This window comes from Candidatus Eisenbacteria bacterium (assembly GCA_035712145.1).
In the GTDB taxonomy this organism is placed as follows: Bacteria; Eisenbacteria; RBG-16-71-46; order RBG-16-71-46; family RBG-16-71-46; genus DASTBI01.
The window spans coordinates 1-11,850 of the sequence record DASTBI010000095.1; the positions used below are offsets into that span (position 1 = coordinate 1).

Annotated in this window: 14 protein-coding genes, 4 tRNA genes and 1 other RNA gene; 16 read left to right on the forward strand and 3 right to left on the reverse strand. The window is 68.0% G+C overall.

Going from position 1 to position 11,850, the window contains the following annotated elements; translation table 11 throughout:
- Positions 1-177 precede the first annotated feature (177 nt).
- The 3 genes from VFQ05_05705 to VFQ05_05715 all read right to left on the reverse strand — a co-directional run bounded on the left by VFQ05_05705 (position 178) and on the right by VFQ05_05715 (position 474).
- Positions 178-253 (reverse strand) — tRNA-His (locus VFQ05_05705).
- Between the two features lie 30 nt (positions 254-283).
- Positions 284-360, reverse strand: a tRNA-Arg gene (locus tag VFQ05_05710).
- Positions 361-400: 40 nt separating this feature from the next.
- A tRNA-Pro gene (locus VFQ05_05715) sits at positions 401-474 on the reverse strand.
- Between the two features lie 149 nt (positions 475-623).
- On the opposite strand from VFQ05_05715, the gene VFQ05_05720 reads away from it, so the two are divergent.
- The 16 genes from VFQ05_05720 to VFQ05_05795 all read left to right on the forward strand — a co-directional run bounded on the left by VFQ05_05720 (position 624) and on the right by VFQ05_05795 (position 11,479).
- Positions 624-1,052, forward strand: coding sequence for a single-stranded DNA-binding protein (locus VFQ05_05720; protein ID HET9326249.1), 429 nt, complete (start codon positions 624-626; stop codon positions 1,050-1,052).
- Positions 1,053-1,208: 156 nt separating this feature from the next.
- Positions 1,209-1,570, forward strand: a transfer-messenger RNA (tmRNA) gene (ssrA, locus tag VFQ05_05725).
- A 154-nt stretch (positions 1,571-1,724) separates the two neighbouring features.
- Positions 1,725-3,662 carry a PAS domain S-box protein gene (locus VFQ05_05730; GenBank protein ID HET9326250.1) on the forward strand — a complete coding sequence of 646 codons (1,938 nt, stop codon included), beginning with the start codon at positions 1,725-1,727 and terminating at the stop codon, positions 3,660-3,662.
- A 108-nt stretch (positions 3,663-3,770) separates the two neighbouring features.
- The gene (locus tag VFQ05_05735; GenBank protein HET9326251.1) at positions 3,771-4,469 is read left to right on the forward strand and encodes a YggS family pyridoxal phosphate-dependent enzyme; all 699 of its coding nucleotides are present in this window, start codon (positions 3,771-3,773) and stop codon (positions 4,467-4,469) included.
- An 8-nt stretch (positions 4,470-4,477) separates the two neighbouring features.
- Positions 4,478-4,777 (forward strand): YggT family protein, encoded by a 300-nt coding sequence (locus VFQ05_05740; protein ID HET9326252.1) that lies wholly within the window; start codon positions 4,478-4,480, stop codon positions 4,775-4,777.
- Between the two features lie 14 nt (positions 4,778-4,791).
- Complete coding sequence (locus VFQ05_05745; GenBank protein ID HET9326253.1) at positions 4,792-5,076, forward strand: DUF167 domain-containing protein; 285 nt, start codon at positions 4,792-4,794, stop codon at positions 5,074-5,076.
- Complete coding sequence (locus VFQ05_05750) at positions 5,073-5,927, forward strand: purine-nucleoside phosphorylase (GenBank protein HET9326254.1); 855 nt, start codon at positions 5,073-5,075, stop codon at positions 5,925-5,927. The genes VFQ05_05745 and VFQ05_05750 overlap by 4 nt, the downstream gene beginning before the upstream one ends.
- Before the next feature lie 47 nt (positions 5,928-5,974).
- Entirely contained in the window at positions 5,975-6,808 is an 834-nt protein-coding gene (locus VFQ05_05755; protein HET9326255.1) for a TraR/DksA C4-type zinc finger protein, read from the forward strand.
- Positions 6,805-7,356, forward strand: a complete 552-nt coding sequence (gene lspA, locus VFQ05_05760) for a signal peptidase II (GenBank protein HET9326256.1) — start codon at positions 6,805-6,807, stop codon at positions 7,354-7,356. The genes VFQ05_05755 and lspA overlap by 4 nt, the downstream gene beginning before the upstream one ends.
- Positions 7,265-8,242: an RluA family pseudouridine synthase gene (locus VFQ05_05765; GenBank protein ID HET9326257.1), complete on the forward strand. Its 978-nt coding sequence runs from the start codon at positions 7,265-7,267 to the stop codon at positions 8,240-8,242. Before lspA ends, VFQ05_05765 begins: the two co-directional genes overlap by 92 nt.
- On the forward strand, positions 8,239-8,697 hold the full coding sequence (locus VFQ05_05770) for an ATP-binding protein (GenBank protein ID HET9326258.1): 459 nt from the start codon (positions 8,239-8,241) through the stop codon (positions 8,695-8,697). The genes VFQ05_05765 and VFQ05_05770 overlap by 4 nt, the downstream gene beginning before the upstream one ends.
- Before the next feature lie 25 nt (positions 8,698-8,722).
- A complete protein-coding gene (gene ruvX, locus VFQ05_05775; GenBank protein HET9326259.1) occupies positions 8,723-9,124 on the forward strand; it encodes a Holliday junction resolvase RuvX in 402 nt (133 codons plus the stop codon).
- Positions 9,125-9,130: 6 nt separating this feature from the next.
- Positions 9,131-10,180, forward strand: coding sequence for an endolytic transglycosylase MltG (gene mltG / locus VFQ05_05780; GenBank protein ID HET9326260.1), 1,050 nt, complete (start codon positions 9,131-9,133; stop codon positions 10,178-10,180).
- Positions 10,181-10,201: 21 nt separating this feature from the next.
- Positions 10,202-11,074 (forward strand): ATP-dependent sacrificial sulfur transferase LarE, encoded by an 873-nt coding sequence (gene larE, locus VFQ05_05785; protein ID HET9326261.1) that lies wholly within the window; start codon positions 10,202-10,204, stop codon positions 11,072-11,074.
- An 87-nt stretch (positions 11,075-11,161) separates the two neighbouring features.
- Positions 11,162-11,413, forward strand: a complete 252-nt coding sequence (locus VFQ05_05790) for a hypothetical protein (protein ID HET9326262.1) — start codon at positions 11,162-11,164, stop codon at positions 11,411-11,413.
- Positions 11,404-11,479 (forward strand) — tRNA-Val (locus VFQ05_05795). The genes VFQ05_05790 and VFQ05_05795 overlap by 10 nt, the downstream gene beginning before the upstream one ends.
- Positions 11,480-11,850 lie beyond the last annotated feature (371 nt).

The following is an 11,850-nucleotide window of genomic DNA, read 5'->3' on the forward strand; positions in this document are numbered from 1 at the left end:
GAGGCGGCGCGGGCTAGCTGACCGCGCGGGGCGAGACGCCTCGCCCCGCGCTTCCGGTCCACTGAACCCAGGCCGCATGCTCGGCCGACGATGACGACGCGCGCGGGGTGTGCCGGCGGGTGGCCGCGCGTCGCGGTCACAATCTCGGTCACAGCGGGGGTGGTGCCGCGCATAAAGTGGGGTGGATGACGGGGTTCGAACCCGCGACACCTGGAGCCACAGTCCAGTGCTCTACCGGCTGAGCTACATCCACCGCCACCAACGGAACGCGCAGCCTACGATGTGGCGCGCCTGGAGGGAATCGAACCCCCGACCCACGGATTAGAAATCCGTTGCTCTATCCGTCTGAGCTACAGGCGCGGGGCTCCCTCCGGCGCGAACCGCCGCGGCCGGCAACAAGTCGGGGCGAGAGGATTCGAACCTCCGACATCCTGCTCCCAAAGCAGGTGCGCTACCGGGCTGCGCTACGCCCCGGTGATTCCATGTGCAATTCGGCGACGGAGCATAGCCGCGCCGGTGCACGAGCGTCAATTTTCCCTCAGTCGCGAAGCGTCCTGGCGCTATGCTCCCCGCCAGTCAGGGCCCCCGAGACGGGGACCCCATCGGAACGAAAGGAGTCGCACATGAGCGGCGTCAACAAGGTCATCCTCATCGGCAACCTCGGCGCGAACCCCGAGCTGCGCTACACCGCCGGCCAGCAGGCGGTCGCCAACCTCCGCATCGCCACCACCGAGCGCTGGACCGACAAGAGCGGTCAGAAGCAGGAAGCCACCGAGTGGCATCGCGTGGTGGTGTGGGGCAAGCAAGCGGAGATCGTCGGCCAGTACCTCACCAAGGGCCGGCAGGTGTACGTGGAAGGCAGCATCCGCACGCGCCAGTGGCAGGATCAGCAGGGTCAGAAACGCTACACCACCGAAGTCGTGGCGCGGAACGTCCAGATGCTCGGGCCGCGCGGCTCGGGTGGTCCGGACGATTCGGGAGTCACCGTGCCGGCGGATGAATCGCTGCCGAGCGAGTTCGGCAACGGACCGGACGACGACATTCCGTTCTGAGCCGCGAAGAACCGAGACATTGGGCCCCGTCCCGGTCACCGGGGCGGGGCCTTCGAGGTGGAAGCAGGGAGGGCTTCGCAACTGACGGGCGGCTATACTCCTCGACCGGCGCTGAATCACTGCTCCGGCGCAGCCATCTAAGAGGGGCAACGCTAGGGGGGCGAAAGGTCTCGACGGGGGTCGAGAACCAGAGAGTGCAGGCCGGGGACCCGTGACCTCGTCAAAAAAGCGGGAACATTCATCTGCCAACGAGCAGATGGCTCTCGCTGCCTAACTAAACATTAGGTAGCGACGATCGCCCGGACCCCGCCCGTGGGGGCTGGATGCGGTCGTCATACAAACGCGGGCTGGTCCAATGCCCTCGCTCGTGGGCGGAGGACGAGATCCAATCGAGCTAGCGCGTCGCTGATCCCGCCGGTCGGAGCGGAGACGCGCGAAATTCAATCGGCCGGACACGCCTGTAGGACTCCCTGGGGATTGGCTTTCGGACGCGGGTTCGATTCCCGCCGCCTCCACCATTCTCGCGCACCGGATCGCGCATTCCAGAAACTGGATGTGCGCGCTCAGCGCGGTTCTCTCCTCTTCAATTGCGGCTTCCAGCGGTCGATAACCATGGGGATCACGTGCGCCCGGGAGTTCGCCCGGTCACACGGCGGATTTCCGGGAGACCGCATGACCCGTCGCCTGAAGCCCGAGGACTGGGCCTTCCTCTTCGATACCTCCGCCGACGGCATCTTCCTGGTCGGCAAGGGCGGCGAGATCCTCCATGCGAATCCCCGCGCCTGTGAGCTGCTGGGTTATCGGCTCGACGAGCTGGTGAAGCTCAGGACCGCCGACATCGTCGCGCCCGAGGACCTGAATCGACATCTGAAGCGGCTCGACGAAGCCCGCACGAACTCGGTGTTGCCGGAGGAGCGGCGCATGCGCCGGCGCGACGGCACCGTCTTCCGGGTCGAGGGCTGGGGACGTGGGCTGGCCGACGGGTCGGTGGTCGGCTTCATCCGCGACATCGAAGAGCGCCGGCTCGCCGCCGCCGAGCGCGACCGCGCCGAGGACGCGCTGCGGCTCAGCGAGAAGCGCTTCCGCGCTCTGATCGAGGGCACGTCCGACGTGGTCGCGATCGTCGGCGCGGACCGCAAGATCCGCTATCAGAGCCCTTCGATCGAGCGCGTGCTCGGCTACGAGCCGGCTTCCATGATCGGTCGCGATCCGGTCGATTTCATCCACGCCGAGGATCGCGAGCGGGCCGAAGAGGCGTTCATGCGCATCGTGCAGAGCGGCTCGATCGATCCGCTCGAGGTGCGCATGCTCCACCGCGACGGCACGTGGCGCGTCGTGGAGGGTTGGGGCGTCAGCCGCCTCGACGACCCCGACATCCAGGGCATGGTGATCCACTGCCGCGACGTCAGCGACCGCCACGCCACGAAGGAAGCCTTGCTCCAGAGCGAGAGCCAGCTGCGTCACTCGCAGCGTCTCGAGTCGGTGGGACGACTGGCCGGCGGCATCGCCCACGACTTCAACAATCTGCTCACCGTGATCCTGGCGTACAGCGAGCAGCAGATCGCGAAGCTCGGAGCCGAGCATCCACTGAGCCGTGCGGCGGTCGAGATCCACAAGGCCGCCACCCGCGCGGCCTCGCTGACCCGGCAGCTCCTGGCCTTCAGCCGCCGCCAGGTGCTGGAGCCGAGCGTGCTGGATCTCGACGCCGTGCTCGCCGATCTCGGCCCGATGCTCAAACGGGTGATCGGCGAGGACATCGATCTGCACGTTCATCCCGGCGAGCATGAAGGACGGGTGCGCGCCGATCGCCTGCAGATCGAGCAGGTGGTGATGAACCTGGTCGTCAACGCTCGTGACGCCATGCCCCACGGCGGGCGTCTCACGATCGACACCGGCCGCGTCACGATCGGTGCGCGCGACGCCGCGCGACTGGAGGGTCTGGTGCCCGGTCCCTACGTGACGCTTCGGGTGTGCGATAGCGGGATCGGCATGGACCCAGACGTTCGCGCCAAGCTGTTCGAGCCGTTCTTCACCACCAAGGAGCGCGGTGAGGGCACGGGTCTCGGCCTGTCCACAGCGTACGGCATCGTGCAGCAGAGCGGCGGCGCCATCGAGGTCGAGAGCGAGCCCGATCAGGGGGCAACCTTCACCATCTACCTGCCGAGCGTGGAGGCGACGGTCGCCGGGCCGGCGCCCGCGGCCGAGCCCGGGCGCGAGAACGGCGGCCACGAGACCGTGCTGCTGGCCGAGGACGAAGCGGTGGTGCGCGATCTCATGTCGGAGCTGATGCAGGGCGCGGGTTACCACGTGCTCGAAGCGCAAGGCGGCCGCGCCGCGCTCGAGGTGTCCGAGGCGTTCGCCGAGCCCATCCATCTCCTGCTCACCGACGTGGTCATGCCGGGCATGAGCGGGCGCGAGCTGGCCGAGAAGATCACGGCGCGCCGCCCCGAGACCCGCGTGCTCTACGTGTCCGGATACACCCGCGACCTGATCGCCCGGCAGGGCATCCTCGAGCCAGGTGTCCACCTCTTGCAAAAGCCCTTCGATCCCGACGTCCTGCTGCGCAAGATCCGCGAGATCCTGGACAGCCCGGGCCGGCAGGCCGCTTAGCCGCGTCCGCGGCCGTTTCGACGCGGCCGTCGTGGCTCCTCCACAACCCCGTTCACCCCTGTTTTCCGCTTGCAGGGCCCGGGCCCGGCGACTAGTCTCGCGCGCTCCGTGAACGCGGGCTTCCCCGGTCTTCGAGACCGAATCCAGGCGGTTCGAGAGGCCATCGCCGCTGCGGCGAAACGGTCGGGCAGGGATGCGGGAGCCGTGCGGCTGATCGGCGTGGTGAAGACCGTCGCTGCGGACGTGGTCCGGGAAGCGGTCGCTTCAGGGCTCGAGGATCTGGGCGAGAACCGGGTCCAGGAGGCCGAAGCGAAGATCGCGGCGGTGGGGCGGAAGGGGGCTCGCTGGCACATGGTCGGACACGTTCAACGCAACAAGGCGGGCCGCGTCGTGGAGCTCTTCGACTTCGTCCATGGAGTGGACTCGCTCGCCCTCGCGCAGGCGCTGGCCCAGCGTGCTTCGAGCGCCGGGCGAACGCTTCCGGTCCTGGTCGAGGTCAACGTGAGCGGTGAGTCCAGCAAGTTCGGAGTGGCGCCCGCGGATCTCGAGCCGTTGCTCGGACGAGTGGCCGGGCTGCCGGGACTCGAGGTGAGAGGCGTGATGACGGTGGGACGGCCCGTGGAGCGCGCCGAGGATGCGCGCGCCGACTTCGCGCGCTTGCGCGAGCTGCGTGACGGCGCGGCCGCGCGGCTCGGGCTCGATCTGCCGGAGCTGTCGATGGGCATGAGCGGTGACTTCGGGGTCGCGGTCGAGGAAGGAGCCACGATGGTGCGAGTGGGAACGGCTCTCTTCGGCCCGCGCGGCTAGGAGCGCGGATGTTCGTCTTCGGAAACCTGGTGCAGGCGATCGCGGTGGTGCTGGACGTCGTGCTCCAGGCGCTGCTGCTGGTCATCCTGATCAATGCGCTCCTGTCGTGGGTGCGGCCCGATCCCAGCAATCCGATCGTCCAGTTCCTCGATCGGGTCTCGGACCTGGTCTGCAATCCGATCCGGCGCGTGATTCCGACCAACGTCTCGGGAATCGACTTCGCCCCGTTCGTGGCCATGCTCGTCATCTGGTTCGTAAAAATGTTCCTGGTCAGCACCCTGAACGACGTCGCCGTGCGTATGGGGTGAGCGCGCGGCTCAGGGTGCGGGTCCAACCCGGGGCGAGGAGCGCCGGACTGGAAGGCCGCATGCCTGACGGAGCGTTGAAGTTGAAGGTCCGCGAGCCCGCTCGGGAGGGCCGCGCAAACGAGGCGGTATCTGTTTTGCTGGCCGAGCATCTGAGGGTGCCACGGCGCGCCGTACAGGTGATTCGCGGGGCATCCTCCCGCGACAAAGTGGTTGACGTGGAAGGGCTTTCGGCCGAGGCGCTGGAAGCTCGGATCGACCAAGCCCTGGAAAAGCAGACGGGGATCGGGAAGAGCCAATGATGCTGTCGGAACCGACCGTGACGAGCCCGCTCAAGCGGGAGATCGACGAAGCCGCCGCCTTCGTGGCCGCGCGGACGCGCACGCGGCCGGAGGCCGGCATCGTTCTCGGCACGGGCCTCGGTGACTTCGCCAGAGCGCTCGAGGTCGAGACCGTGGTGCCCTACGCCGACATCCCGCACTTCCCGGTGTCGACGGTGGAGAGCCATGCGGGTGAGCTGCACCTCGGGACGCTCGCCGGCCACGCGGTGGCGGTGATGAAGGGGCGGGTCCACTACTACGAGGGCTACACCATGCGCCAGGTGGCCTTCCCGATCCGCGTGCTCGCGGCGCTCGGCTGCCGCACGCTGGTGCTCACCAACGCCTGTGGCGCCATGAATCCCGGGATGAAGGCCGGGTCCATCGTCGCCGTCACCGATCACATCAATCTGATGGGCGACAGCCCGCTGATCGGCGACAACGACGAAGCACTCGGTCCGCGCTTTCCCGACATGAGTGAGCCCTACTCGCGCGGGCTGGTGTCGCTCGCCGAACAAGTGGCGCAAGAGCAGGGCATCACGCTCCATCGAGCGGTGTTCGTGGCGGTTCCGGGTCCCAATCTCGAGACCGCCGCCGAGTACCGTTTCCTGCGCGGAATCGGTGCAGATGTTGTGGGCATGTCGCTGGTGCCCGAGAACCTCGTCGCGATCCACGGCGGCCAGCGCGTCCTGGCGCTGAGCGTCGTGACCGACGAGTGCAATCCCGACCACCTTCGTCCGGTGGACGTTCCGACGATCCTGTCGGTGGCGGCGCGAACCGCGCCGGCGCTCAGCAGCCTGATCTCGGAAGTCGTTCGCCGGCTCGATGAAGTCTAACGAGACGAAACCCGGCCCGTCGGCCGTCACGAGTCGCAGGAGGATCCATGGCCACCAAGCGCAAGACCGGAGCGGGCAAAGCCAAGGCTGCAAAGCCGCAAAAGAAGACGACCGCCCGACCGGCGCCGGCCAAGAAGACCATTCAGGCCAAGGCGAAGTCGAAGGCCGCGGCGGTGAAGGCCAAGCCGGCCAAGCCGGTGAAGGCCATCGAAAAGCCGGCCAAGGCGGTCAAGGCCGTGAAGCCTGCGGTGGTGAAGGCGGCGACGGAGAAGCCGGCGACGGAGAAGCCGGCCAAGCCGGCCAAGCCGGCCAAGGTCGTTCCCCTCAAGGTCAAGCCGGTGAAGCCGCCGGCGGTGGTGCGCCCGATCGGGGCGTTGCCGCCCGAAGCGGTGGCGCGCGCCATGCAGAAGGCGCCTACACCGGTGGCGCCTCGACCGAGCCGTCCCGCGGTCGTTCCCACGAGTCGTCCGACAACCGAAGAAGGAGCAGCGGGAGTGACCGAAAAGGACTACAAGGAATTCGAGCAGCGCTTGATGTCGGAGCGCCAGAAGATCTTGAAGGAGATGGGGCACCTCGAGAACACGGTGCTCAAGGTCAATCAGCGCGACAGCGCGGGAGATCTCTCCGGCTATTCATTCCACATGGCCGACGTCGGCACCGACGCCATGGAGCGCGAGAAGGCGTTCCTCTTCGCCTCCAATGAAGGCGCGCTGCTCAAGGAGATCGACGAAGCGCTGCGCAAGGTCTACGGAGGCGAGTTCGGCGTGTGCGAGAACTGCACGCGGCCGATCGGGCGAGCGCGGCTCGAAGCCATGCCGTACGCGCGGCTGTGCCTGTCGTGCAAGGAGGCCGAGGAGCGTACGGGCCGGGGCGCCTCGTGAGGACGTGGTCCCTTCTCGCGCTGGTTTCCGGCGCGGTGGTGGCCCTGGATCTGTGGACCAAGCACTGGGCAACGCGCACGCTGGCTTACCACGAGCCGGTCGAGGTGCTGGGTCCGTTCGTGCGCTTCACCTACACGCGGAACTCCGGCGTCGCCTTCGGCCTCGGGGCCGGGCTGCCGTTCCCGTACTACGTGTTCTCGATCGCCGCGGTGGCGGTCATCCTCTTCCTGTTCTTCAAGCAGCGCGTCACGGGCATGGCGCGCCAGCTGGCGCTCGCGCTCATCATGGGCGGAGCGCTCGGCAATCTCATCGACCGGCTGCGCTTCGGCGAGGTCGTGGACTTCATCGAGGTCGGTTACGGGCGCTGGCACTGGCCGGTGTTCAATGTCGCCGACTCGGCGGTCACGGTCGGCGTCATCCTGTTCGCGATCACCTGGCCTCGCACGCACGGCAGTCATGCGGACGCTGACCTGGTCGGTGCCGGAGACCGGAGCGGGGGAGAGGCTGGATCGCTTCCTGGCCGGGGCGCAGACGGACCTGTCGCGTAACGGCCTCCAGGGTCTGATCCGCGACGGCCGAGCCACCGTCAACGGCCGCGCGGCGCGCGCCTCGCTGCGGCTCAAGGCCGGCGATCGGGTGAGCGTCGAGGTTCCGCTTCCAGCACCCTTAGCACTCGAGCCCGAAGATCTCCCGGTCGATGTGATCCATGAAGACGCGGACCTGATCGTGGTGGCCAAGCCCGCGGGTCTCGTGGTCCACCCGGGCGCCGGGGTGCCGCGCGGCACCCTGGTCCACGCGCTGCTGCACCGTTACCCCGAGATCGGCTCGGTCGGCGGTCCCGGCCGGCCCGGTCTCGTGCACCGGCTCGACAAGGACACCTCCGGACTCCTCGTCGTCGCTCGCAGCGCCAGGGCCTACCGCGCGCTGGTCGAGGCCATCCGCGCCCGACAGGTCCAGCGCATCTACCAGGCGCTGGTGTGGGGCGACCCACGGGCAGCTTCGGGTACCATCGAGACCGCGATCGCTCGCGATCCGCGCGACCGGAGACGCATGGCGGTGGCGCGGCGGGGAGGCAAGCCGGCCCGCACGCACTGGCGGGTGGAGGAACGGTACGGCATCGCCACCCGCATGGAAGTCCGGCTCGATACCGGGCGTACTCATCAGATACGGGTCCATCTGGCCCATCTCGGGCACCCGGTGGTCGGCGATCCGGTGTATGGAGGGAGGACCAAAAAGGTGTTGAGCCTGCGGCGGTCGGAGGCTAGCTTACGTGACGAAATCTTGAAGAGCCTGCCGCGGCAAGCGCTCCATGCCTCGGAGCTCGAGTTGCCGCATCCGGTGACCGGCCGCGCTCTGCAGTTCGCGCTGCCCTGGCCGGAAGACTTCACCCAAGCCATCGAGACGCTACGCCGCCACCGCGATCTCACATCATGACCATCGTGACCACCGCGAAGCAGATGCCCGAGGTGATCGCGATCCGCATTCCCAGCCGGCTCGAGCTCCTCTCGGTTCTGGACAGGGTGTGCGAGTCGGTCTGCCAGCGGATGAGCTTCGACGACGACACCACGGCGCAGATCAGCATGTCGGTCATCGAAGCGGGCACCAACGCCATCCAGCACGGCCACAAGCGCGACGCCACCAAGCCGGTCGACGTGGAGTTCCGCCTCCTGCCGGACCAGCTCGAGGTCGTGGTCAACGACCAGGGAGCGGGCTTCGATGTCGGCGCGGTCAATGGCGACGTCACCTCGCCCGAGCACCTCTTCGATGCCCGCGGCCGCGGCATCTTCATCATGCGGTCCTGCATGGACCAGGTGGACTTCAGCTTCAGCGGCCACGGCACCCAGGTCCGCCTCGTCAAGAAGCGCTCGCCCCAGGCCGAAAACCGCTGACAGGCAGTTCTTGCGGATCCTCGCCGTGGATTGGGGCATGCGGCGCATCGGGCTCGCCGTCAGCGATCCCACCGGTGTCATCGCCACGCCCCTCCCGACACTCGTGGTGCGGGGCCGTGACGACGCGCTCGAAGGCGTCGCCAGGGTCGCGGCCGAGAAGGAGGTGGAGCGGATCGTGGTGGGTCTTCCGCTGCTGATGTCCGGCGCGCGCGGAAGCGCGGCCGAAGCCGCCGAGACCTTCGCCACGTTGCTCGCGGAGCGCACCGGGCTTACCGTCGAGACGTACGACGAGCGCCTGACCTCGGCGCTGTCGCAGCGCCGCATGCAGGAAGCCGGCATGAAGCCGGGTCGGGCCAAGGAACGCGTGGATCAAGGAGCGGCCATGGCGTTGCTCGAGTCGTATCTCATCAGGCACCCGCGGCACTGAGCAGCCATGCCGCGAAAGCGCACGTTCAGGCCCACGCGCTGGGCTCTGCTCCTCCTCCTGGTCGCGCTCGGCGCCGTGGCGTACGACCTCTTCCTGCCGGCCGGTTTCTTCCCGCCGCGCGAGCGCCGCGTGATCCTGGTGCAGCGCGGAGAGACGCTGCGCTCGATCGCCGCCGAGCTGCAGCGGGTCGGACTGCTGCGCGGATCGCTCACCTTCCACGTGCTCGCGCGGCTCATGCAGCTCGACCGGCACGTCAAGGCCGGCCAGTACAGCTTCTACCTCGGCACCACGGTGCCGGAGCTGCTGCGCGCGTTCGCGCGCGGCATGAGCGGGCTCAATCTGCTGTCGATCCCCGAGGGGCTCACCGCCAGCGAGATCACGCTGCTGCTCTCGAACCATCTCGGCGTGCCGACCGCCGAGTTCGACTCGCTCGCCCACGACCGCGCGTTCCTCGACTCGCTGGGGATCAGCGCGCCTTCGATCGAGGGCTACCTGGCTCCGGATTCCTACGAGTTCCTGCCCGGCACGGCGCCCGAGGTGGCGTTCCGCACCATGGCCAGTCGCACGCGCTCGATCCTGCTGCGCGCCGCCGCCGGCCGTGACTCGCTGCCGCTCGGGCTCTCGCTCTACGAGCTGCTGACGCTGGCGTCGATCGTCGAGGCCGAAGCGGTGATGGACGACGAGCGGCCGCGCATCGCCCGCGTGTATCTCAACCGGCTGGAGCAGGGCATGAAGCTCCAGGCCGACCCGACCGTGGGCTATGCGCTCGGCCGCGGCCCGCGGGTCCGGCTCTTCTACAAGAACCTGCGGGTCGATTCGCCCTTCAACACCTACCTTCACGCGGGGCTGCCGCCCGGACCCATCTGCAACCCGGGGCGCGCCAGCATCGAGAGCGTGCTCAACCCGACGGAACGCTCGCGCGAGCTCTACTTCGTGGCGCGCGGCGGGGGCCGGCACCTCTTCGCCGAGACCTACCAGCAGCACCTCGCCAACATCCGGCTGGTGCGCTCGCTGAAGGCGCCCGGCGACACGACGGCGGTCGAGAGCGGGGCGTAGCCCTGTGCTAACCTCGCGCGCGTGAATCCGCTGGTCACCATCCAGGAAAAACCCGTAAGGCCGCTGCCGGATCTCGACTGGCGCGCGCGACTCGCCCACCTGAAAGCGTGGCTCGCCCCGCTCGGCAAGGTGGTGGTGGCCTACTCGGGCGGTGTGGACTCGAGCCTGCTCCTGCGGGTGACCCACGACGTGCTCGGCGAGGGCGCCCTCGGCGTGATCGGGCGCTCCGACTCCTACGCCCGCCGCGAGCTCGATCTCGCGCTGGCTCAGGCCAGCCAGTTCGGGGCGCGGGTCGAGATCGTGTCGACCGGAGAGCTGGCCGACCCCAGCTTCCGGAGCAACCCCGAAGACCGTTGCTATCACTGCAAGAGCGAGCTATATCGTGAGTTGCTCGTGGTCGGCGAGCGGTTCGGGGCGGCGGCGATCGTGGACGGGACGATCGCCGACGACCTCGGCGATTGGCGGCCCGGGATGCGCGCCGCCTCCGAGTCCGGCGTCCGCTCGCCGCTCGCGGAGCTGGGGTTCACCAAGGCCGACGTGCGGGCCGCCGCGGAGCATTACGGGCTCGCCAGCTCGGACAAGCCGGCGTCGCCCTGCCTGGCATCGCGGATCCCGTACGGGGTGGAGATCACCCGGGAGAAGCTGGAGATGGTCGAGCGTGCCGAGGAGCTGCTCCGGTCCCTGGGGTTCAGGGAGCTTCGCGTTCGCCATCACGAGGACCTGGCCCGGGTCGAAGTTCCCCTGGCCGAGCTGGACCGGGTGCTGGATCCGCCGACCCGGGAAGCCCTGATCGATGGCCTCAAGGCGTTGGGATATCGCTACATAACCCTGGATCTCGAGGGCTTCCGCTCGGGCAGCCTCAATCCCGGCCGGCCACCGGTCAAGAAAACGTAAGAAAAGCGGAACCGCGGGTTCGCCTGCTCAGGTAGAACGTTCGTGCCCATGGGTGGTGGCGATCCGCCCGCGGTGCTGGAGGAAGTGATGAGAGAGAGAAAGCCCACGACGACTCGCCCCCGCGCCCTCAGAAAGCCGGTCGAAGCCGACCTCGGCTTCTCCTGGGGACTGTGGAACAACCTGCTACTCGCGGTAGGTCTGGTGTCGCTCGTCGCCGGGTACGTCGCTCTCTCGAAGGGATCCACGACCCTCGCCCCGGTGCTGCTGGTGGCCGGGTACTGTGGGTTCGTCCCGGCTTCCCTCCTGATCCGCAGGCGGGCCCAGGGTTCGGGCGAATAGCTCAGCTGGTAGAGCACTTGCCTTACAAGCAAGGGGTCACAGGTTCGAGCCCTGTTTCGCCCACCACTTCAGGCTCGTTGGTCGTCGTCAAGTTTCTTGACAGGGCTGCCCCCTGACGGCCCGTTGACTCGGAGAGGGCATCGTCCAAACTTTTCTTGACAGCCCGTTGACGGGCCCCTAGACTGATCACGTCTCGGAACGCCTTGTGAACGCGGCAATTAAGAAAGTATTCGATGCACTCGAGCTCGCATCGCTGCGCTGTGAGCTCGAAAGGAGGTGGCTCGCGCCAGACCTGATAGCTTGCAACCGAGCCTTGCGCGTCTCTTGGCTACAGGTGTGATCCACTTTGGGAGGTTCAACATGACTGGTTTGGTTCGCAGGGCCACGCTGATCACCGCGGCGGGCCTTCTGGCTGCCACCGCTGCGATGGCCGGAGT

Bases quoted from the DNA above. Each gene is read 5' to 3' on its own strand.
- VFQ05_05750 (HET9326254.1), top strand. From the start codon at position 5,073: ATGATGCTGTCGGAACCGACCGTGACGAGCCCGCTCAAGCGGGAGATC.
- VFQ05_05755 (HET9326255.1), top strand. From the start codon at position 5,975: ATGGCCACCAAGCGCAAGACCGGAGCGGGCAAAGCCAAGGCTGCAAAG.
- VFQ05_05730 (HET9326250.1), top strand. From the start codon at position 1,725: ATGACCCGTCGCCTGAAGCCCGAGGACTGGGCCTTCCTCTTCGATACC.
- mltG (HET9326260.1), top strand. From the start codon at position 9,131: ATGCCGCGAAAGCGCACGTTCAGGCCCACGCGCTGGGCTCTGCTCCTC.
- VFQ05_05765 (HET9326257.1), top strand. From the start codon at position 7,265: ATGCGGACGCTGACCTGGTCGGTGCCGGAGACCGGAGCGGGGGAGAGG.
- VFQ05_05720 (HET9326249.1), top strand. From the start codon at position 624: ATGAGCGGCGTCAACAAGGTCATCCTCATCGGCAACCTCGGCGCGAAC.
- VFQ05_05790 (HET9326262.1), top strand. From the start codon at position 11,162: ATGAGAGAGAGAAAGCCCACGACGACTCGCCCCCGCGCCCTCAGAAAG.
- VFQ05_05740 (HET9326252.1), top strand. From the start codon at position 4,478: ATGTTCGTCTTCGGAAACCTGGTGCAGGCGATCGCGGTGGTGCTGGAC.
- VFQ05_05770 (HET9326258.1), top strand. From the start codon at position 8,239: ATGACCATCGTGACCACCGCGAAGCAGATGCCCGAGGTGATCGCGATC.